20 protein-coding genes are annotated in these 18,855 nt (G+C 68.7%); 15 read left to right on the top strand and 5 right to left on the bottom strand.

Annotated features, from left to right (window positions below; genetic code table 11):
* The first annotated feature begins 174 nt into the window (after positions 1 to 174).
* From flhB to MKD38_RS18820, 6 genes are all read left to right on the top strand, one after another.
* The gene (flhB, locus tag MKD38_RS18795) at positions 175 to 1,317 is read left to right on the top strand and encodes a flagellar biosynthesis protein FlhB (RefSeq protein WP_252678904.1); all 1,143 of its coding nucleotides are present in this window, start codon (positions 175 to 177) and stop codon (positions 1,315 to 1,317) included.
* Complete coding sequence (flhA, locus tag MKD38_RS18800) at positions 1,314 to 3,395, top strand: flagellar biosynthesis protein FlhA (protein WP_252678905.1); 2,082 nt, start codon at positions 1,314 to 1,316, stop codon at positions 3,393 to 3,395. The genes flhB and flhA overlap by 4 nt, the downstream gene beginning before the upstream one ends.
* Positions 3,396 to 3,405: 10 nt before the next feature.
* Positions 3,406 to 5,745 (top strand): flagellar biosynthesis GTPase FlhF, encoded by a 2,340-nt coding sequence (gene flhF / locus MKD38_RS18805; RefSeq protein ID WP_252678906.1) that lies wholly within the window; start codon positions 3,406 to 3,408, stop codon positions 5,743 to 5,745.
* An 11-nt stretch (positions 5,746 to 5,756) separates the two neighbouring features.
* Positions 5,757 to 6,548 carry a MinD/ParA family ATP-binding protein gene (locus MKD38_RS18810; protein ID WP_252679061.1) on the top strand — a complete coding sequence of 264 codons (792 nt, stop codon included), beginning with the start codon at positions 5,757 to 5,759 and terminating at the stop codon, positions 6,546 to 6,548.
* A gap of 97 nt (positions 6,549 to 6,645) precedes the next feature.
* Positions 6,646 to 7,362 (top strand): RNA polymerase sigma factor FliA, encoded by a 717-nt coding sequence (locus MKD38_RS18815; RefSeq protein ID WP_111521543.1) that lies wholly within the window; start codon positions 6,646 to 6,648, stop codon positions 7,360 to 7,362.
* Positions 7,362 to 7,799 (top strand): flagellar protein FlhE, encoded by a 438-nt coding sequence (locus MKD38_RS18820; RefSeq protein WP_252678907.1) that lies wholly within the window; start codon positions 7,362 to 7,364, stop codon positions 7,797 to 7,799. The genes MKD38_RS18815 and MKD38_RS18820 overlap by 1 nt, the downstream gene beginning before the upstream one ends.
* A gap of 118 nt (positions 7,800 to 7,917) precedes the next feature.
* Here MKD38_RS18820 and MKD38_RS18825 read toward each other — a convergent pair whose 3' ends face one another.
* The 5 genes from MKD38_RS18825 to flgA form a co-directional block, all read right to left on the bottom strand.
* Complete coding sequence (locus MKD38_RS18825; protein WP_252678908.1) at positions 7,918 to 8,790, bottom strand: nucleotidyl transferase AbiEii/AbiGii toxin family protein; 873 nt, start codon at positions 8,788 to 8,790, stop codon at positions 7,918 to 7,920.
* Positions 8,787 to 9,392 carry a type IV toxin-antitoxin system AbiEi family antitoxin domain-containing protein gene (locus MKD38_RS18830; RefSeq protein WP_256505465.1) on the bottom strand — a complete coding sequence of 202 codons (606 nt, stop codon included), beginning with the start codon at positions 9,390 to 9,392 and terminating at the stop codon, positions 8,787 to 8,789. The genes MKD38_RS18825 and MKD38_RS18830 overlap by 4 nt, the downstream gene beginning before the upstream one ends.
* Positions 9,393 to 9,494: 102 nt before the next feature.
* Entirely contained in the window at positions 9,495 to 9,956 is a 462-nt protein-coding gene (locus MKD38_RS18835) for a flagellar protein FlgN (RefSeq protein WP_252678911.1), read from the bottom strand.
* Positions 9,957 to 9,961: 5 nt separating this feature from the next.
* The gene (gene flgM / locus MKD38_RS18840; RefSeq protein WP_252678914.1) at positions 9,962 to 10,276 is read right to left on the bottom strand and encodes a flagellar biosynthesis anti-sigma factor FlgM; all 315 of its coding nucleotides are present in this window, start codon (positions 10,274 to 10,276) and stop codon (positions 9,962 to 9,964) included.
* 163 nt (positions 10,277 to 10,439) lie between these two features.
* A complete protein-coding gene (gene flgA, locus MKD38_RS18845) occupies positions 10,440 to 11,210 on the bottom strand; it encodes a flagellar basal body P-ring formation chaperone FlgA (protein WP_252678915.1) in 771 nt (256 codons plus the stop codon).
* Positions 11,211 to 11,442: 232 nt separating this feature from the next.
* Here flgA and flgB point away from each other — a divergent pair, with 232 nt between their 5' ends.
* The 9 genes from flgB (at position 11,443) to flgJ (ending at position 18,841) form a co-directional block, all read left to right on the top strand.
* Positions 11,443 to 11,850 (top strand): flagellar basal body rod protein FlgB, encoded by a 408-nt coding sequence (gene flgB / locus MKD38_RS18850; protein WP_012355129.1) that lies wholly within the window; start codon positions 11,443 to 11,445, stop codon positions 11,848 to 11,850.
* A 15-nt stretch (positions 11,851 to 11,865) separates the two neighbouring features.
* The gene (gene flgC / locus MKD38_RS18855) at positions 11,866 to 12,273 is read left to right on the top strand and encodes a flagellar basal body rod protein FlgC (protein WP_018006607.1); all 408 of its coding nucleotides are present in this window, start codon (positions 11,866 to 11,868) and stop codon (positions 12,271 to 12,273) included.
* Positions 12,274 to 12,331: 58 nt separating this feature from the next.
* The gene (gene flgD / locus MKD38_RS18860; RefSeq protein ID WP_062802351.1) at positions 12,332 to 12,997 is read left to right on the top strand and encodes a flagellar hook assembly protein FlgD; all 666 of its coding nucleotides are present in this window, start codon (positions 12,332 to 12,334) and stop codon (positions 12,995 to 12,997) included.
* A 77-nt stretch (positions 12,998 to 13,074) separates the two neighbouring features.
* Complete coding sequence (flgE, locus tag MKD38_RS18865) at positions 13,075 to 14,301, top strand: flagellar hook protein FlgE (RefSeq protein WP_115699520.1); 1,227 nt, start codon at positions 13,075 to 13,077, stop codon at positions 14,299 to 14,301.
* Between the two features lie 26 nt (positions 14,302 to 14,327).
* The gene (gene flgF, locus MKD38_RS18870; protein WP_115682272.1) at positions 14,328 to 15,071 is read left to right on the top strand and encodes a flagellar basal-body rod protein FlgF; all 744 of its coding nucleotides are present in this window, start codon (positions 14,328 to 14,330) and stop codon (positions 15,069 to 15,071) included.
* A 60-nt stretch (positions 15,072 to 15,131) separates the two neighbouring features.
* Complete coding sequence (flgG, locus tag MKD38_RS18875; RefSeq protein WP_252678916.1) at positions 15,132 to 15,917, top strand: flagellar basal-body rod protein FlgG; 786 nt, start codon at positions 15,132 to 15,134, stop codon at positions 15,915 to 15,917.
* Positions 15,918 to 15,928: 11 nt separating this feature from the next.
* Positions 15,929 to 16,627 (top strand): flagellar basal body L-ring protein FlgH, encoded by a 699-nt coding sequence (flgH, locus tag MKD38_RS18880; RefSeq protein ID WP_092316041.1) that lies wholly within the window; start codon positions 15,929 to 15,931, stop codon positions 16,625 to 16,627.
* 7 nt (positions 16,628 to 16,634) lie between these two features.
* Positions 16,635 to 17,780 (top strand): flagellar basal body P-ring protein FlgI, encoded by a 1,146-nt coding sequence (locus tag MKD38_RS18885; protein ID WP_305882527.1) that lies wholly within the window; start codon positions 16,635 to 16,637, stop codon positions 17,778 to 17,780.
* A gap of 2 nt (positions 17,781 to 17,782) precedes the next feature.
* On the top strand, positions 17,783 to 18,841 hold the full coding sequence (flgJ, locus tag MKD38_RS18890) for a flagellar assembly peptidoglycan hydrolase FlgJ (protein WP_252678917.1): 1,059 nt from the start codon (positions 17,783 to 17,785) through the stop codon (positions 18,839 to 18,841).
* Positions 18,842 to 18,855 lie beyond the last annotated feature (14 nt).

Consider the following 18,855-nt stretch of genomic DNA (forward strand, 5'->3'; position numbering starts at 1 on the left):
CGGCTTCGTCACTTCTCCGCTAAAGCCTCCTGACCCGTCCGCCGTTAACCCTGACAGTCCCTCATTTCCTAAACAGCACCCAATTCCCCCGCCTTTTCGCGCGAATGGGAATCCCACCCCGCTTCGATAATCCCCGCTGACGAATAGCGGCCTGCCGCTTCGCACGGAGCGTGGATGTCCGAAGAAAGCGATCTCGAGAAAACCGAACCCGCCTCACCCCGGCGCCTGGAAAAGGCGCGCGAGGAGGGGCAGGTGGTGCGTTCGCGCGAGCTGGCCACGTTCGTGATGCTGATTGCCGGCGTGACCGGCCTGTGGACGCTGGGCGGCCACCTCGGCCGCAGCCTGAACCAGGTGATGCAGGGCGCGTTGCGCTTTGAGCCGGCCACGGCGTTCGATCCGTCGCGCATGCTGTCGCGCTTTGCGCTGATGGTGTGGGACAGCCTGCTGGCCTTCCTGCCGTTGCTGCTGCTGTTCGGCGTGGCCGCGCTGTCCGCGCCGCTGCTGCTGGGCGGCTGGGTGTTCTCGGCCAAGTCGTTCGCGCCGCAGTTGTCGCGGCTGTCGCCGATTGCGGGGCTGGGGCGGATGTTCTCCGCGCATTCACTGGTGGAGCTGCTCAAGGCCGTGGCCAAGTCGCTGTTGGTGGGCGCGGTCGGCGCCTGGGTGCTGTGGCGCCGCTTGCCCGAGGCCATCGCGCTGATGAATGCGCCGGTGCAGGAGGCGCTGCTGCACATGGTGGACCTGGTGATGTACTGCTGCCTGGTGGTGTCGCTGTCGCTGCTGGTGGTGGCGGCCATCGACGTGCCGTGGCAGTACTGGGAGTTCTTCAAGAAGCTGCGCATGACCAAGGAAGAGGTCAAGCAGGAATTCAAGGAGAGCGAGGGCGACCCCCATATCAAGAACCGCATCCGCCAGCAGCAGCGCGCCATGGCGCGCCGCCGCATGATGACGGAGGTGCCCAAGGCCGATGTGGTGGTGACCAACCCCACCCACTTTGCGGTGGCGCTGCGCTATGAGGAAGGGCGCATGGGCGCGCCGCGCGTGGTGGCCAAGGGCACGGGCGACGTGGCCGCGCGCATCCGCGCGCTGGCGGCGGAGCACCGCGTGCCGCTGATGTCGGCGCCGCCGCTGGCGCGCGCGCTGCATCGTCATGTGGAACTGGGCCAGGAAATCCCGGCCGGCCTCTATACCGCCGTGGCCGAAGTGCTGGCCTGGGTCTATCAACTGAAGCACTGGCACTACTCGCAGGGCCCGCAGCCGCAGGCGCCGGCGGAGCTGCACGTGCCCGATGAACTCGCCGTACCGGAAATGCGCGAATGAATGCTCTGAGCAACCTGTTCAACCTGCCCGGCCTGCGCTCCGCCGGCCAGCTCAAGGCCATGACGGGGCCGCTGCTGATCATCATGATCCTGGGGATGATGATCCTGCCGCTGCCGGCCCTTGTGCTGGACCTGCTGTTCACCTTCAATATCGCGCTGGCGATCATGGTGCTGCTGGTCAGCATGTACACGCAGAAGCCGCTGGATTTCGCGGCGTTCCCGGCGGTGCTGCTGTTCACCACGCTGCTGCGGCTGTCGCTGAACGTGGCGTCCACGCGCATAGTGCTGCTGGAAGGCCATACCGGCCCGGACGCGGCCGGCAAGGTGGTGGAGGCCTTCGGCCACTTCCTGGTGGGCGGCAACTTTGCCGTGGGTATCGTGGTGTTCGCCATCCTGGTGGTGATCAACTTCATGGTGATCACCAAGGGCGCGGGGCGGATTGCGGAGGTCGGCGCGCGCTTCATGCTGGATTCGATGCCGGGCAAGCAGATGTCGATCGACGCCGACCTGAACGCCGGCCTGATCGACGAAGCTGCCGCCAAGAAGCGCCGCGCCGAGGTGGCGCAGGAATCCGACTTCTATGGCGCCATGGACGGTGCCAGCAAGTTCGTGCGCGGCGATGCGGTGGCGGGGCTGTTGATCATGTTTATCAACGTGGCCGCGGGCATGGTGGTGGGCATGGTCCAGCACGACCTGGACTTCGGCACCGCCGTGCACAACTACACGCTGCTGACCATCGGCGATGGCCTGGTGGCGCAGATTCCGGCGCTGGTGATCTCCACCGCGGCCGGCGTGATCGTGTCGCGCGTGTCGAACGAGCAGGACGTCGGCGAGCAGCTCACCGGCCAGCTCTTCGCCAACCCGCGCGTGCTGTACCTGACCGCGGGCATCATCGGCCTGATGGGCATCATCCCGGGCATGCCGCACTTTGCCTTCCTGCTGCTGGCGGGCGCGCTGGTGTGGATGGGCCGCTACGTCGCGCGCCGCGCGGCCACGCAGGCGCAGACCAAACAGCGCGAAGAGCGCACCCCGGCGGTGGCGCAGGAATCGACCGAAGCCAGCTGGGACGACGTCACGCTGGTGGACCCGCTCGGCATGGAGGTGGGCTACCGCCTGATCACGCTGGTGGACCGCGCGCAGGACGGCGAGCTGCTGGGCCGCATCAAGAGCATCCGCAAGAAGGTGGCGCAGGAGATCGGCTTCCTGGTGCCGGTGGTGCATATCCGCGACAACCTGGAACTGAAGCCCAACGCCTACCGCATCACGCTCAAGGGCGTGGAGATCGGCCGCGGCGAGGCCATGCCGGGCCAGTGGATGGCGATCAACCCGGGCCAGGTCAGCGGCACGCTGCCCGGCGCGGCCACGCGCGATCCCGCCTTCGGCCTGCCGGCGGTGTGGATCGACGCCGGCATCAAGGAACAGGCGCAGGCGTACGGCTACACCGTGGTCGATGCCAGCACCGTGGTGGCCACGCACCTGAACCACCTGATCCACATGCACGCGGCCGAACTGCTGGGCCGCCAGGAAGTGCAGGCGCTGCTGGATCGCATCGCCAAGGATTCGCCCAAGCTGACCGAAGACCTGGTGCCGAAGACGATTTCGCTCACGGCGCTGCAGAAGATCCTGCAGAACCTGCTGGACGAAGGCGTGCCGATCCGCGACATGCGCACCATCCTCGATGTGGTGGCCGAGCACGCGCCCAAGATCAGCGACCCCAACGAGCTGACCGCGATGGTCCGCGTGGCGCTGGGCCGCGCCATCACGCAGCAGCTGTTCCCGAACAATGCCGACCTGCAGGTGATCGGCCTCGACGCCGGCCTGGAGCGCGTGCTGTCGCAGGCGCTGACCAACGGCGGCGGCATCGAGCCGGGCCTGGCCGACGCGCTGCTGCAGCAGACCCAGGGCGCGGTCACGCGCCAGGAGCAGCTGGGCATGGATCCGGTGCTGCTGGTGCCGTCGCAGCTGCGTCCGCTGATGGCGCGCTTCCTGCGCCGGACCATGCCGCAGCTGCGGGTGCTGTCGCACGCCGAGGTGCCGGACAACCGCAATATCCGCATCACCGCCATGATCGGCGCGTGAGGAGTCAACGATGAGCGTAGCCAAGTTTGTCGCGGCCAACGGCCGCGAAGCCATGCGCCAGGTGCGCGAAGCCATGGGCCCTGACGCCGTGGTGCTGTCGAACCGCACCGTCGAGGGCGGGGTCGAGATCGTTGCCATGCGCGATACCGATCTGGGCAGCGTGTCGGCCGGCGCGCAGGTGTATGTGCCGCCCGCACCGGCGCAGGTACCGGCACCTGAGCCCGCCGCCATCGGCGACCTGCGCGGCGAGCTGCAATCGATGCGCGCGATGCTGGAGCGGCAGCTGGCCGGCATCGGCGCGGCGCCCGGTGTGGCCCCGAGCGCGGCGGCCCACGGCGTGGCCGCGAGCGACCCGCTGCGCGAATCGCTGTTCGAATGGATGGTCGGCGCGGGCTTCTCCGGGCAACTGGCGCGTACGCTGCTGGCGCGGCTGCCGCTGGGCTACGACCGGCCCGCGGCCATGGGCTGGATTCGCGGCGAGCTGGCCAGCAAGCTGCCGGTGCTGGCCGACGAGGACCACCTGTTCGCGCAGGGCGGCGTGCTGGCGCTGGTGGGCCCCACCGGCGTAGGCAAGACCACCACCACGGCAAAGCTGGCAGCGCGCTACGTGCTGCGCCACGGCGCCGACAAGCTGGCGCTGCTGACCACCGACAGCTTCCGCATCGGCGCCCATGAGCAGCTGCGCATCTATGGCGACATCCTCGGCGTGCCGGTGCATGCCGTGAAAGACGCCGCCGACCTGCGCTTCGCGCTGGCGGCGATGAAAGACAAGCACCTGGTCATCATCGACACCGTCGGCATGAGCCAGCGCGACCGCAGCCTGTCGGAACAGATCGCGATGCTGGCCGGCGTGCCCGCGCCGGTGCAGCGCGTGCTGCTGCTCAACGGCGCCAGCCACGGCGATACCCTCAATGAAGTGGTGCACGCCTACCGCCATGACGCCGCGCCGGATGGCGGCGGCATCGACGGCTGCATCATCAGCAAGCTGGATGAAGCCACGCATCTGGGATCGGTGCTGGACGTGGTGATCCGCCACCGGCTGCCGGTGTTCTATGCCTCCACCGGGCAGCGCGTGCCCGAGCACCTGGAGTTGGCCAACAGCACCGCGCTGGTCGAGCGCGCCTTCCTGACGCCGCGCCGCGGTTCGGTGTTTGCCGACGCCGATGCAGCGCGCCGTGCCGCCGCTGGCGCGTGGGACGAGACCACCGCGCGCGGTGGCGCCACCGACGTGCTGCGCTCGCTGACCGATAGCGCCGACGCGCTCGGCCAGTGCGTGGCCGAACTCAACGGCGCGGGGCTGGGCTTCGACCTGGCCCGCTCGCTGTGGCAGCAGCGCGGCGCCGGCGCGCCGGCCCTGCGCGCGATGTCGCAGCAGGTGCGCGAAGCGGTGTGCCGTGACGTGACGCGCCAGTGCGACCAGTACGTGCTTGCGGTCGCCGCCACGCTGCAGGTGGCCGTGCCGGGGCGCCGCTCGCCCCAGCCGATCCAGCACACGCTGTGGCTGGCCGACCGCAACGGCATGCCACTGGCCGCCGCCGTCACGCCCACGGGCCGTGCCGGCCAGCCGCTAGGCGAAGCCGAAGCCGATGCCGCCAACCTGCGCGCCGCGATGAGCGCCGCGCGCAAGGTCGTCAACCTGGCAGAGGCGCTGCCGTCTGCCGCCACGCTGGCGCGCTGGCAGCTGGCCGGCGAGCGCTGGGTGTCCAGCGCGCGCAAGACCGCGCGCGTGGTCAGCGCCGGCACCGCGTGGAAGCTGGATGCGCTGGCGGATACGCTGACCTTCCATGCCGTCGGCGAAGACACCGTGCGCGAGCGCGATGCCGTGCGCTGGCTGGCGACTGCCGACGTGCGCGTGCCGGACAGCCCGGTGCGCGGCAAGGGCACGCCCGAAGGCGGCATCGACGCCTGCCTGGTGGTGGCCCGCCTGGCCGACCGCGCCACCGGCGAGCTGCTCGATACGCGCTATCTGCTGTGCGATCCGGCGCTGGCGCAGGATGCCGCGCAGGTGACGCGCTGGGCCTTGTGGACCGATGCGGCCGAGGCGGGCCTGCGCACGCTGCGCCACGCCATCGACCATTTCGCGCAGGACGCACGGGATGCGCACGATGCCGCCGCCGTGGCTGCGCTGCAGCTGGGCTTGTCGGTGCTGCGCCTGGAACACGCGCCCACCGCGGCCGCGCCCGCGTTCCTGGCGCGCCTGGCCGGCCGTGCGGTGCGCCCGGGCGTGCCGGTGCCGGGCACCGTGCTCAATGAAGGCATGGGCCGCATGCTGGCGTTGCTCGACGTGCTGGAAAACTATCCGGGCCGCGGCAACGCCGCGCCCGCTGCCGCCGCGGAGGCCCTGCAGTGAGCGCCCTCGCCATGGACCAGGCCGCGAGCCTGCGCCGCATGCTGGCGCCGCGCACCACGCGCCGCATCGCCGTGCTCGCCAGCGAACGCGGCGCGGGTGCCACGACCGTCGCGCTGGGTTTGTCGCATGCGCTGGCGCTGCAGGGCGAGCGCGTGCTGCTGGTCGACGAAGACACCAACGCCCGTGCCACGCGCTGGTCCGGCGCCAGGCCGGCGGGCACGCTGGCTGACGTCCACGCGGGCCGGCTGTCGCTGGAGGCCGCGGCGGGCGTGAGCCCGCAAGGCGTGCTGTCGGTGCTGCCGGCGGGCCGGCCGGTGCCGGGCGCTGCCTTGCCGCCGGCCGCGACGAACGATTTCCGCAGCGTGCTGGTCGATGCCGGCCTCGACGCCGACGGCGCGCTGTCACCGCTGGCGGGCGATGCGCATAACGTGCTGGTGGTGATGCGCCCGGAGCTGGCGTCGATCACCGCCGCCTACGCCTGCATCAAGCGGCTGCACCACCTGTATGCGTGGCGCCAGTTCCACCTGATCGTCAACCTGGCGGCCAGCGAAGCCACGGTGCAGGCCATCCTGCGCAACCTGGCGCGCACCGCCAGCCAGTACCTCGGCGTCGAAGTGCTGTGCGCGGGCTGGCTGCCGGCGGATCCGCTGGTGGCGCGCGCCGCGCAGCTGGGCCGCTGCGTGGTCGATGCCTTCCCGGCCGCGCCGGCCACCGCGGCCCTGCGCCGCAGCGCCGGCGGTATCGGCGCCTGGCCGTTGCGCGCGGATGCCGCCGCGCCAGCAGCCGCGCCCGCCATGGCCTGAGCCTGCCAGCCATGCCACCAGAAACCACCACACCCTGAGCCAGCCGGCACGCAACAGCGTGCCGGTCCAGCCATCCAGCAGTCACGAGAATTGCACCATGTACACGATCCAGGGAAAGCTCGAACAGGCCGATGTGGTCAAGGCGCACGCCCAGCTGGTGCGCCGCATCGCGCTGCAGCTTGCCGCGCGGCTGCCCGCCAGCGTGCAGATCGACGACCTGATCCAGGCCGGCATGATCGGCCTGCTCGACGCCGCCAAGCGCTATGAAGACACCCACGGCGCGCGCTTCGAGACCTACGCCAGCCAGCGCATCCGCGGCGCCATGCTCGACGAGGTGCGCGCCAACGACTGGCAATCGCGCAGCCTGCGCCAGTTCACCCGCCGCATCGAACGCACCCAGCGCAACCTGGAACAGAAGCTCGGCCGCACGCCGATCGACTCCGAAGTGGCCGAGGCCATGGAAATGCCGCTGGACGAATACCAGCTGCTGCTCAACGAGGTCTATGGCTGCCAGTTGCTGCACTATGAAGACTTCGAGCGTTCCGGCGAAGAAGACTTCCTCGACCGCCACCTCGGCGGCAGCGACGACGGCAACCCGCTGACCGTGCTGATGGAAAGCGGCATGCGCCAGGCACTGGTCCGCGCCATCGAGCGCCTGCCCGAGCGCGAAAAGCTGGTGCTGTCGCTGTGCTACGACCAGGAACTGAACCTGCGCGAAATCGGCGCGGTGCTCGACGTGACCGAATCGCGCGTATGCCAGATCCGCGGCCAGGCCATCAACCGGCTGCGCAGCCAGTTGCGCGGCTTGCTGTGATGCCAGCCAAGGCGCGCGCCGCGCGTGGCGCTTGCTGGCTGCTGGCTGCCGTATCGGCATGCGCATGGGCCGCCTTCGATGCCGGCACCCGCCACGCATGGACCGGCTCGGTCAACGGCCCGGCCCTGCACGGCCGCGGCCAGCGCGCGGTATCGCCGCCGATCTTGCCCACCGGCGTATTGCCGCAATCGGAAGGGGTCATTACCTCCGTGCGCTGGCGCTACAGCTTCGCCAAGACGCCGCCGGCGGAACTGCAGGCCTATCTTTGCAATGCGCAACGCTGCGTGCTGCTGACGCAGGCCGAGGGCAAGACCGATGCGTTCTTCGGCGACGATGCCACCAAGGGTTTTGTGTTTGCGTTCCGGGTGCCGGGGCAGGGGAGCCTGGTGCCGGTGTTGCAGGGGCGGAGTAATGAGGTGGTGGTGGGGTTTCGGTAGGACCTTGCTGCTTTGGGCCCAGGCAATACCCATCGAGCTTCCCAATTCCCGCTTGTGTACTCCCTCTCCCGCTTGCGGGAGAGGGGAGCAAACAGAGCGCCCGTGGAAAGCCTCCGGGTCAGGCTTGCTGACCTGCGAGCACGCAGGCGCGAATCAGGACCGGCTCCAGGGCCGTTCGCAACGCTGCAACGGTGTCTGGCAGCGTTTCCCATGTGAGCGAGTTCTTCTTCAGAAACGCTTGCCACAGCGCCTGCCGCGACGGATCCGTGGAGAATTCTCCGGTCAGTCCAAGCGGCAGCGCACCGGGAACCGGCATGCCGCGTCTGGTGAAAGTCGCTGCCACCGCGCGTGCGAGGATCTCTGCATCGAGTGTCTCGCGACCCAGCAGGATGGCCAGGTCGAAATAGTCCTTTAGCCTGCTGTTCGCCATGCCAAGCAATGCAATGGCATGCAGTTTTTCGGAAACGACCGTGTAGACCGGATACGTGCGTAGCCGCGGCGCCGGCAGATCGTCGAGCAGGACCGGATAGGCCGCGTCGACCGGCCCCGGTGTGATGGCATCACCGAACCCGATATCGACTTGCACCCGGCATCGTGCCCGCGCCAGTTCCCCGGTAAGCAAGACGCGCGCGCCGGCGTAGCCCGCATCCTTGCGAATTTCCTCCGTGGTCACCGATGCCGGATCGAAGGTCATGCCATCGTCGGCGCTGACAGTCGCGATGTCCCGGAACGTTTTGGCGATCGATGCCAGATCGCTCGCTCCGAAACCAAGGAAGTCGGCATCGCGGGTAGCGCGATGCGGCATGTCGTACCAGAGCGTGAACAGCAAGGCGCCCTTGAGCACAAAGCGCTCGCCATGCGGCGACTGGCTTAGCCGATAGAGCATGCGTTCCAGCGCATAACGCACCAGCACCTGGTTGAAATCCGCCCTTTGCGCTTTGGCGATGTTCAGCAATCGCGCGCGCACCGATTCGGCAAGGTCGCTGATCATTCGACAGCCTCAAGGTACGGGCGCATGACGTTGGCGACACGGCAAATCTTGGCATAGCGCCAGAGGTCGTCCGCCGATGCCTTCTGCTGTGCCCGCGCATCCCTGAGGGCTTCCAGTGCCACGTCGAGGCCTACCTTGTTGCGGTGCTTGAAGCAATCTGCCACCGTTCGGGCAGCGCTATAGACCCGCAGTGGGATCCCGCCGTGTTCGACCACGTCGATGCCTGCCGAGAAGACATCGTCGGCAACCTGGATCATCTTGATCGGTGGAAAATCGATTCTTGGCGCATGGCTGCCTCGCGGCATCGCAATCCAGACTTCGCGCGGAAGTTGCGTGGTCAGGCCATGGAACTGGAGCGCTGTCAGCAGGCAGAAGACAGCTTGCGGCACCCGGGTGGCAATGGCGGCAAGCCCCTCGTGCTCCGAGCGTGGATCATTCGACAGCCGGTAGATGCCCCGATCGATTCTTTCGAGCAGCCCGGCGCCGACCATGCGGCTTAGGATGACCCGCGGGACTTCGATGTTGTCGAGATCGGCGGGGCGCAGCATGCCTTTCCTGGAGGCCAGGTCAAGGACGCGTTGGGTTTGGCGGTTGTGCGGCATGACGGCCACAGTATGTTCCGTTTTTTCGTTGGTTTCAAGCAAGTGACGAAAAAATGGAACATTTTGTGACCGCAGGCGAACCCCTGCGGATGTGAGACGTGCTTACCCGGCCGCCAGACTAACCCCACCCACGCCCGCCGCCGCCTTCCCATCCTTCCCATACAACCCCGCATCCCCGCCACTATGCTGGCGCAGCGCCTGGATGGCCTCGCGGGTGAAGTCGAGATGGGCGTCAACCACCGCCCCGTTGAGCGCATTGGTGTCACGCGCGGTGCGGGCGGCGAAGATCAGTCCGCGCCAGGCATCGGCCACCGCCGGTTCGACCTGGCGCCCCAGCAGTTGCCCTTCCGGGCCCGCGCGCAGGCCCAGCGCGCCCATCTGGGCTTCGCGGGCCTTGAGTTGGCGGGACAAAGCCTGGCCCAGTTCGACCTTGCGCGTCAGCAGTCCGCTCAGGGACTGGAAGTCGCCCCGCTTGAGGGCGTCGCGCTCTTCGGCGAGGAGTTGGCCGAAGGCCTGGATGCCTTCGGTTTCGCGCTGCAGGGACTGGATCAGGCTCTGGCTCATGATGGCTATTTGGCGTCGGCCTGGCCGAGCTCGCGCAGGGTGGCGAGCAGGCCATCGGCAATCTTGCCCGGGTCGATGCGGATCCGGCCTTCGGCGATGGCCTGGCGGATTTCTTCGACCTTGGCGGTATCGATATCGTCGTCAGTCGGCTGGGCCAGGCGGGCGCTGATGTCGCGCACCTGGGCGGCCAGCGGGCTGACGCTCAGGCCGGCGGACGGCGCGGCCGCATCGGCGGCGGCGGCCGGGGCGGCCTGGGGCCGGGCGGCGTCGCCAGCGGCGGCGTCGGCCGGACGGGACGAGGTGGAGTGGTTGATCTTCACGGGGCGATCCTTGCTGGTTTCCTATGGCATTACGGACGCGCCGGCGAATTCTTTAGGGCGCCTGGCCCGGATTCGCTGCGCGGCGGCTGCGGCGGCATTTTCGCACGCCGCCCGCCCCGGAAACCCAGTCATTCCAGCCACGGTTACAGCACTTGCCGCGATGTCATTGCAGCACCACGGTGTCGCCGCTGCGGACCAGGCCATTGACCACCTGGCCGCTGCGCAGGCGCACCTGCACGGTGTTGCCGGTGGCCGCGTCGGCCAGCACCTTGCCTTCGCTGGTGATCTGGAAGGCCTCACCCTCGACCGCCACGGTGACGGTCTGGCCCTGGCGCACGGCGATGGCCTTGCGCAGCAGGTCGGTGCGCAGCGGCGAGCCAGCGGCGATGCGGTTGGCGGTGACGGCGCCTGCAAGCTGGGCCGGGTCGGTGATCACCGCGCGCGGCAGCGCGCCCAGGTCGCCCTGGCGGATTTCGACATCGGCCTGGCCGACCGGCTCGCCCGCGCCCAGCGCGCGCGCGGCCACGTAATAGTCGGTCAGCACCGAGACGCGCGCCTGCATGTAGCGCACCCAGGGCCGCTCGCCGCCGCAGCGCACGCCTACCGAAACGCGTCCCCACGGCGAGGCGCCGGCGGGCAGGAACGGATCGGGCGCGATGCATTCGGGCGCGCGCCCGCCTGACGGCGGTGCCACCTGCACGCTGACCTTGCCCGGCAGGCCGGCGGTTTGCTGCTGCAGGAAGCGCTCGACGGCGACCCGCGCGGGGTCTTCGGTGAAGGGGCTGGCAGCGGCGTGCGCGGCCGGCGCCTGCATGGCCACCGGCGTGACCTGCGCCGGCGCGGCGCCGGCAGCGCCAGGCAGGCAAGCGCCCAGCAGGCAGGCGCCAAGAGCGGCTTGCGCCAGGCGGCGGGCGTTGCGGCAAAGGGGTTTCATCTGGACTTCCCGGCAAGGACGGCGCGCGGCCCCGTGACTGACTGCGCGCGCCGTATACATCTGTCATCGGGGCCCATTGTAGGCAGCGCCCCGCGCGCGGGCGGGCCGAAATGCGCGGATTTCCCGTCCTTATTCATCCGATTGGCGTGACAGCTCCCCGCCTAAGATGCCAACCCTGAAGAAGCCACGTGCGCTCCGATTGCGGGAGCGCTTGCCCAGCAGGGAGATGCAGATGATTGACAGACTTGATGCGGCGCTACGTTTCCAGCAGGAAGCGCTGAGCCTGCGCAACCAGCGGCAGTCGGTGATTGCCTCGAACATCGCGCACGCGGACACGCCCGGCTACAAGGCGCGCGACTTTGATTTCTCCAGCACTCTGGCGCAGACCGTCGAGCGCGGCCACCGCAACGAGGGCATGTCGCTGTCGACCACCTCGGTGCGCCACCTGCCCGCGCAGGCGCCGGGCCGCGAGGAATTCGACCTGGCCTACCGCATCCCGCTGCAGTCCAGTGTGGATGGCAATACCGTGGAAATGGACACCGAACGCGTGGCCTTCGCAGACAACGCCGTGCACTTCGAGTCTGGCCTGACGGTGATGAATTCCAAGATCAAGACCATGCTGGCGGCAATCCAGCAGTAACGCAGGAGCGAACCCATGCCGGCAATGAACATCTTCGACGTCGCGGGCTCGGCCATGGCCGCGCAGTCGCAGCGCATGAACGTGACCGCGTCCAACCTGGCCAACGCCGACAGCGTGGTCAGCCCCGACGGGCAGGCCTACCGCGCCAAGCAGGTGGTGTTCGGCATGGCGCCCACGCCGGGACAGACCGATATCGGCGGCGTGCAGGTGCAGGGCGTGAGCGAGGATCCGTCGCCCCCGCGCATGGTGCACAACCCCACGCATCCGATGGCCAATGCGCAGGGCTATGTGGTGATGCCCAACGTCAACCCGGTGGAGGAGATGGTCAACATGATCTCGGCCTCGCGTTCCTACCAGGCCAACGTGGAAGTGCTCAACACCGCCAAGAACATGATGCTGAAGACGCTGACGATCGGCCAGTAAAACGCCCCGGCCCATCACGGCAACGGCTCCATCCGCATCTCGCACACAATCAACTGACATGACCACCACCCCACCGGTAGGCAGCAACACGCAAGGCATCAACGACGCACTCAAGAGCGGCAGCGCCAGCGCGTCCGAGCTGCAGAACAACTTCCTGACCATGCTCGTCACGCAGATGAACAACCAGGATCCGCTCAACCCGATGGACAACGCGCAGCTGACGTCGCAGCTGGCGCAGATCAGCACGGTCAGCGGCATGCAGACCATGAACGCGACGCTGTCGCAGTTGCTTGGGCAGGTCAGCGCCAGCCGCGCGATGGATTCGGCCGCGCTGATCGGCCGTACCGTGATGGTGCCGGGCAAGCAGGTATCGGTGGAAGGCGGCGTGCCGGGCAAGATCGGCGTGGACCTGCCGTCGACCGCGGACGCGGTCACCGTCGACGTGCTCGACAAGGACGGCAACGTGGTGCGCACCATCGACATGAAGGGCCAGACCGCGGGCGTGCACAACATCGCGTGGGACGGCAAGAACAACGCCGGCGTGGCGGTGGCCGACGGCGACTACACCTTCAAGGTGACCGCCACCGCCAACGGCACCTCGGTGCAGCCGGTGGCGCTGGTGTACGGCAAGGTCGAGAGCATCAGCGGCGACGCCAGCGGCGTGCTGGTGGACCTGGGCGACGGCCAGACCGCCAACGTCGACGACGTGCGCCGGATTCTCTGATACGCAGGTGCCGGCAGCGCGCGGGCGCCGGCCGGCTTCAATGACAGCCTAGTGGGCCAATCAAAAAGGAAGCAATCATGGGTTTCGGTCAAGGGGTAAGCGGCCTGAACGCCGCCGCGTCCAACCTGGACGTGATCGGCAACAACATCGCCAACGCCAACACGGTTGGCTACAAGCAATCGGCCGCGCAGTTCGCCGACGTCTACGCGGGCACCAAGATCGGCCTGGGCGTGCGCGTGAACTCGGTGGTGCAGTCGTTCAACCAGGGCAATATCGAGGCCTCGGGCCGGTCCCTGGACGTGGCCATCACCAACGGCAACGGCTTCTTCCGCATGACCAGCCCGGAAGGCGCGGTCTACTACTCGCGCAACGGCCAGTTCCAGCGCCAGGAAGACGGCCGCATCACCAATATGCAGGGCTTGCAGGTGACGGGCTATCCGGCCGGCGTGGCCGGCGGCGCGGGCGTGCAGCCGCAGCCGCTGGTGATCAGCAATGCGCAGATGGAGCCGCGCGCCACCAGCAGCATCACCGCCAAGTTCCAGCTCGATTCGCGCGCCACCGTGCCGGCGCAGGCGTTTGCCAGCGCGCCCGGCGTGCCGCCGACCAGCAACATGTTCAACTACAGCACGGCGATCAACGTCTATGACTCGCTGGGCAACAAGCAGCAGCTGATGGCGTACTTCGCCAAGTCGGGCGCTGCGCCCACCGTGCCGGGCGGCACCGACTGGCAGATGTACGTCACCGACGTCAACGGCAACACCGTGGGCGGCGCTCCGGTCACGCTGTCGTTCGACAACGCCGGCGCGCTGCAGGCGCCGGGCGCGGGCGCGGTCACGCTGACCCAGCCGGCGGCCAATGGCGCCCAGGCCATGGCCATGCGCCTGGACCTGACCGGCACCACCCAGTTCGGCGCCGACAACGACGTCAAGCAGCTAAGCCAGAACGGCTATACCTCGGGCAGCCTGCTGGGCTTCTCGGTCAACGGCGACGGCACCATCACCGGCAACTATTCCAACGAGCAGACCAAGCCGCTGGGCCAGATCGTGATGGCCGCGTTCGGCAACGTCGAAGGCCTGAAGCCCGAGGGCGACAACGTGTGGTCCGCCACCGGCGCGTCCGGCCAGCCGCTGCTCGGCGTGGCCGGCGGCAGCCTGGGCACGCTGCGCTCGAACGCGGTGGAAGCCTCCAACGTGGACCTGTCCGGCCAGCTGGTCAACCTGATCGTGGCCCAGCGCAACTACCAGGCCAACGCGCAGACCATCAAGGCGCAGGACACGGTCATGCAGACCCTGGTGAACCTGTGATCGCCACGCTGAGCTGAGCCGCCGCCATGGACCGCATGATCTACACCGCCCTGTCGGGCGCCAAGCAGATACTCGACCAGCAAGCCGCGGTATCGAACAACCTTGCCAACGTCTCGACGCCGGCGTTCCGCGCCCAGGTCAACCTGTACCGCGCGGTGCCGGTGGTCGGGGCGGAGGCCGGCACGCGCGCCTTCACGCTGGCGTCCACGCCGGGCGCCGACATGCGCGCCGGGCCGCTGACCTACACCGGCCGCGCGCTCGACGTGGCGCTGCAGGGCAACGGCTGGCTGGTGGTGCAGGCGCCGGACGGCAGCGAGGCCTATACCCGCGCCGGCGCGCTGCAGGTGGCGCAGGACGGCCAGGTGCAGACCCTCTCCGGCCTGCCGGTGATGGGCGACGGCGGTCCGCTGGCGGTGCCGCCGGGCTCGCAGGTGACGATCGGCACCGACGGCACCATCACCGCGCGCGGCCCCGGCGAAGCCTCGGCCGGGCTGGCGCAGGTGGGCCGGCTGCGCGTGGTCAATCCGCCCAACGACGCCATCGCCCGCGGCGATGACGGCCTGTTCCGCCTGCGCCCCGGCGCGCAGCCGCTCGAGGCCGATCCCACCGTGCGCGTAATTTCTGGCGCGCTCGAAGGCAGCAACGTCAACCCGACCGAAGCCATGGTCGAGATGATCGCCAATGCGCGCCGCTTCGAGATGCAGATGAAGATGATCCAGGGCGCCGACGGCAACGAGCAGCGCGCCAACCAGCTGCTCTCGACCAACTGAACTGATTACTGACTGGCACGGTGTACCGCGCAAGTCCCCAGCACTCAAGCAAGGACCCACATGATCCGCTCTCTCTGGATTGCCAAGACCGGCCTCGATGCGCAGCAGACGCAGATGGACGTGATCTCGAACAACCTGGCCAACGTGTCGACCAACGGCTTCAAGCGCGGCCGCGCGGTGTTCGAGGAACTGATGTACCAGACCATCCGCCAGCCCGGTGCGCTGTCGTCGGACCAGACCACGCTGCCCTCGGGCATGCAGCTGGGCACCGGCGTGCGCCCGGTGGCGACCGAGCGCATCCACACCCAGGGCAATCCGCAGCAGACCGGCAATGCCAAGGACGTGGCCATCCTGGGCCAGGGCTTCTTCCAGGTGGCGCTGCCCGACGGCACCACCGCCTATACCCGCGACGGCTCGTTCCAGGTGGACCAGAACGGCCAGCTGGTGACCTCCAGCGGCTTCGTGATCCAGCCCGCCATCACCATCCCGGCCAACACGCTGTCGATGACCGTCGGCCGCGACGGCACGGTGTCGGTGACGCAGCCGGGCTCCAGCGCCAACGTGCAGGTGGGGCAGTTGCAGCTCGCCACCTTCATGAACCCGGCCGGCCTGGAAAGCATGGGCGAGAACCTGTACGTGCAGACCGACGCCTCGGGCGCGCCCAACACCACCGTGCCGGGCCTGAACGGCGCTGGGGTGGTGCAGCAGAACTATGTCGAGGCGTCCAACGTCAACGTGGTCGAGGAACTGGTCAGCATGATCCAGACGCAGCGTGCGTACGAGATCAACAGCAAGGCGGTGCAGGCCTCCGACCAGATGCTGCAGCGCCTGTCGCAACTGGGTTGATTGGTGTGAACATGGCCACCTTGCTTTCCCGCCTGGGCGCGCGTGCGCTGGTTTGCCTGGCCGGCGTGGCAATGCTGGCCACCAGCGGCTGCGCGCTGATGCCGCGCGAGCCGCTCGTGCAGATGCCGACCACCGCGCGCGCCGAGCCGCGCCCGATGGGGCCGGCCTCGGGCTCGATCTACCAGTCGTCGTACGCCGGCAATCCGCTGTTCGAGGACCGCCGCCCGCGCAACGTGGGCGACATCCTGACCATCCTGATCACCGAGAACGTCAACGCCAGCAAGAACTCCGGCACCAACACCAGCCGCACCGGCAACGCCGCGCTGGCGTTCGACGCGGTGCCGCGCGCGCTGGGCGGACTGTTCGGCACCAGCCAGAACGCCAACATCAACGGCGCCAACACCATGAAGGCAAGCGGCGGCGCCAGCGCGGCCAACACCTTCAACGGCACCATCACCGTGACCGTACTTGAGGTGCTGGCCAATGGCAACCTGGTGGTCTCCGGCGAAAAGCAAATGGCCATCAACCAGGGCGCCGAGTTCATTCGCTTCTCGGGCGTGGTCAATCCCCGCACCATCACCGGCGACAACGCCGTGCTGTCGACGCAGGTCGCCGATGCGCGCATCGAATACACCGCCAAGGGCGTGATCGACGAAGCGCAGAACATGGGCTGGCTGCAGCGCTTCTTCCTCAATGTTTCTCCGTTCTGACCGCGCCATGTCTGCCCAGATGCTCGCTCGTTTCCTGTCCCGCCTGCTGCGGCTGACCATGGTCAGCCTGGCGCTGGGCGTGGCCTTCGGCGCCTTTGCCTCCAGTGCCAAGGCCGAGCGCCTGAAGAACCTGGCCACCTTCCAGGGCGTGCGCGACAACCCGCTGGTGGGATACGGCCTGGTGGTGGGGCTGGACAACACCGGCGACCAGACCATGCAGACGCCGTTCACCACGCAGAGCCTGACCAACATGCTCTCGCAGCTGGGGATCACGCTGCCGGCCGGCAAGAACATGCAGCTCAAGAACGTCGCGGCGGTGATGGTCACGGCCACGCTGCCCGCGTTCGCGCAGCCCGGCAGCCAGCTCGACATCGTGGTGTCGTCGATGGGCAATGCCAAGAGCCTGCGTGGCGGCACGCTGCTGATGACGCCGCTCAAGGGCGCCGACGGCCAGGTCTACGCGATCGCGCAGGGCAACATGCTGGTGGGCGGCGCGGGCGCGTCGGCCAACGGCAGCAAGGTCCAGATCAACCAGCTGGCGGTGGGGCGCATCGCCAACGGCGCCATCGTCGAGCGCGCGGTCGCGCCGTTCCAGCCCGATGGCGGCGTGCTCAACCTGGAACTGAAGGATACGGATTTCGGCACCGCCGAGCGCGTGGTCGAAGCCATCAACCGCAACCTGGGCGGCGGCGTGGCCGCGGCGCTGGACGGGCGCGTGGTGCAGGTGCGTGCGCCGGCGTCGCCGGCGGCGCGCGTGAGCCTGCTGGCCCGCATCGAGAATATCGACGTCACGCCGGCGAAGGCCGCGGCCAAGGTAATCCTGAACGCCCGCACCGGCTCCATCGTGATGAACCAGGCGGTGACGGTGGAAGACTGCGCGGTGGCGCACGGCAGCCTGTCGGTGGTCATCAACACGCAGCCGGTGATCAGCCAGCCCGCGCCGTTCAGCGACGGGCAGACCGTGGTGGCGCCGGTGTCGCAGATCGACATGAGGCAGCAGGGCGGCTCGCTGCAGATCGTCAAGGCGGGCGCCTCGCTGGCCGCGGTGGTCAAGGGGCTGAATGCGCTGGGCGCGACCCCGGCCGACCTGCAGACCATCCTGGAAGCGATGCGCGCGGCCGGTGCGCTGCGCGCCGAGCTGGAAGTGATCTGAGCATGAACAGCGGCCTCAACGGTGGCGCAGTGCCTGCGGCGGGCGCCGACCTGAGCCAGCGCTTCGCGCTGGACACGCAGGGTTTCGAAGCGCTCAAGCACAGCGCGCGCGGCGGCGCCGACGCCAGTACGCTGCAGGCCGTGGCGAAGCAGTTCGAGGCGGTGTTCACGCAGATGGTGCTCAAGAGCATGCGCGACGCCACGCCGCAGGACGGCCTGTTCGACAACGAGCAGAGCAAGCTCTACCTGTCGATGATGGACCAGCAGCTGGCGCAGCAGATGTCGTCGCGCGGCATCGGCCTGGCCGACGTGATGGTGCGCCAGCTGGCGCGCGCCACCGGCACCGCGATGCCCGCCGGCATGAACGCGCTGACGACGGCCGAGGCCGGCAAGGCCGCCGATGCCGAGATGGCCCGGCTGCTCGATAGCCGCGGCGCCGGCGCCATGCCCGCCGACGCGGGCGAGCAGGCGGACCTGCCCGCCATCGGCACCATGGTCGCGGGCCAGCAATGGAATCCCACTGCCGGCCTGCGCCAGTACCAGCCGCAGTCCTACGCCGACCGCGGCCAGGGCGAAGACCGGCTCGGCCGGCTGCCCGACGATGCACCGGCCCACGTCAGCGCCTTCGTCGCCCGCATGGCCGGCCCCGCCGAAGCCGCGTCCCGCGCCAGCGGCGTGCCGGCACGCCTGATCGTCGGCCAGGCCGCGCTGGAATCCGGCTGGGGCCAGCGCGAGATCACGCACGCCGACGGCTCGACCACGTTCAACGTGTTCGGCATCAAGGCCGGCCCCAGCTGGAAAGGCCGCGTCGCGGAAATCACCACCACCGAATACATCGACGGCCAGCCGCAGAAGGTGCGTGCCAAGTTCCGCGCCTATGGGTCCTACGACGAGGCCTGCGCCGACTACGCGCGCCTGCTGACCAGCAACCCGCGCTACGCGGGCGTGGTCAGCGCGGCCAGCGCCGAGGACGCGGCGCATGGTTTGCAGAGGGCCGGGTATGCCACGGATCCGGCGTATGGGCACAAGCTGGTGAAGATCATGAAGAAGGTGGCGGCGTAGGGCGCAGGGCTTCA

The organism is Cupriavidus sp. WGlv3 (assembly GCF_023952475.1).
Taxonomy (GTDB): Bacteria; Pseudomonadota; Gammaproteobacteria; order Burkholderiales; family Burkholderiaceae; genus Cupriavidus; species Cupriavidus phytorum.

Excerpts from the sequence above, each read along its gene's own strand:
- flhB (WP_252678904.1), top strand. The coding sequence starts at position 175 with ATGTCCGAAGAAAGCGATCTCGAGAAAACCGAACCCGCCTCACCCCGG.
- flhA (WP_252678905.1), top strand. The coding sequence starts at position 1,314 with ATGAATGCTCTGAGCAACCTGTTCAACCTGCCCGGCCTGCGCTCCGCC.
- flhF (WP_252678906.1), top strand. The coding sequence starts at position 3,406 with ATGAGCGTAGCCAAGTTTGTCGCGGCCAACGGCCGCGAAGCCATGCGC.
- MKD38_RS18810 (WP_252679061.1), top strand. The coding sequence starts at position 5,757 with ATGGACCAGGCCGCGAGCCTGCGCCGCATGCTGGCGCCGCGCACCACG.
- MKD38_RS18815 (WP_111521543.1), top strand. The coding sequence starts at position 6,646 with ATGTACACGATCCAGGGAAAGCTCGAACAGGCCGATGTGGTCAAGGCG.
- MKD38_RS18820 (WP_252678907.1), top strand. The coding sequence starts at position 7,362 with ATGCCAGCCAAGGCGCGCGCCGCGCGTGGCGCTTGCTGGCTGCTGGCT.
- MKD38_RS18825 (WP_252678908.1), bottom strand. The coding sequence starts at position 8,790 with ATGATCAGCGACCTTGCCGAATCGGTGCGCGCGCGATTGCTGAACATC.
- MKD38_RS18830 (WP_256505465.1), bottom strand. The coding sequence starts at position 9,392 with ATGCCGCACAACCGCCAAACCCAACGCGTCCTTGACCTGGCCTCCAGG.
- MKD38_RS18835 (WP_252678911.1), bottom strand. The coding sequence starts at position 9,956 with ATGAGCCAGAGCCTGATCCAGTCCCTGCAGCGCGAAACCGAAGGCATC.
- flgA (WP_252678915.1), bottom strand. The coding sequence starts at position 11,210 with ATGAAACCCCTTTGCCGCAACGCCCGCCGCCTGGCGCAAGCCGCTCTT.
- flgB (WP_012355129.1), top strand. The coding sequence starts at position 11,443 with ATGATTGACAGACTTGATGCGGCGCTACGTTTCCAGCAGGAAGCGCTG.
- flgC (WP_018006607.1), top strand. The coding sequence starts at position 11,866 with ATGCCGGCAATGAACATCTTCGACGTCGCGGGCTCGGCCATGGCCGCG.
- flgD (WP_062802351.1), top strand. The coding sequence starts at position 12,332 with ATGACCACCACCCCACCGGTAGGCAGCAACACGCAAGGCATCAACGAC.
- flgE (WP_115699520.1), top strand. The coding sequence starts at position 13,075 with ATGGGTTTCGGTCAAGGGGTAAGCGGCCTGAACGCCGCCGCGTCCAAC.
- flgF (WP_115682272.1), top strand. The coding sequence starts at position 14,328 with ATGGACCGCATGATCTACACCGCCCTGTCGGGCGCCAAGCAGATACTC.
- flgG (WP_252678916.1), top strand. The coding sequence starts at position 15,132 with ATGATCCGCTCTCTCTGGATTGCCAAGACCGGCCTCGATGCGCAGCAG.
- flgH (WP_092316041.1), top strand. The coding sequence starts at position 15,929 with ATGGCCACCTTGCTTTCCCGCCTGGGCGCGCGTGCGCTGGTTTGCCTG.
- MKD38_RS18885 (WP_305882527.1), top strand. The coding sequence starts at position 16,635 with ATGTCTGCCCAGATGCTCGCTCGTTTCCTGTCCCGCCTGCTGCGGCTG.
- flgJ (WP_252678917.1), top strand. The coding sequence starts at position 17,783 with ATGAACAGCGGCCTCAACGGTGGCGCAGTGCCTGCGGCGGGCGCCGAC.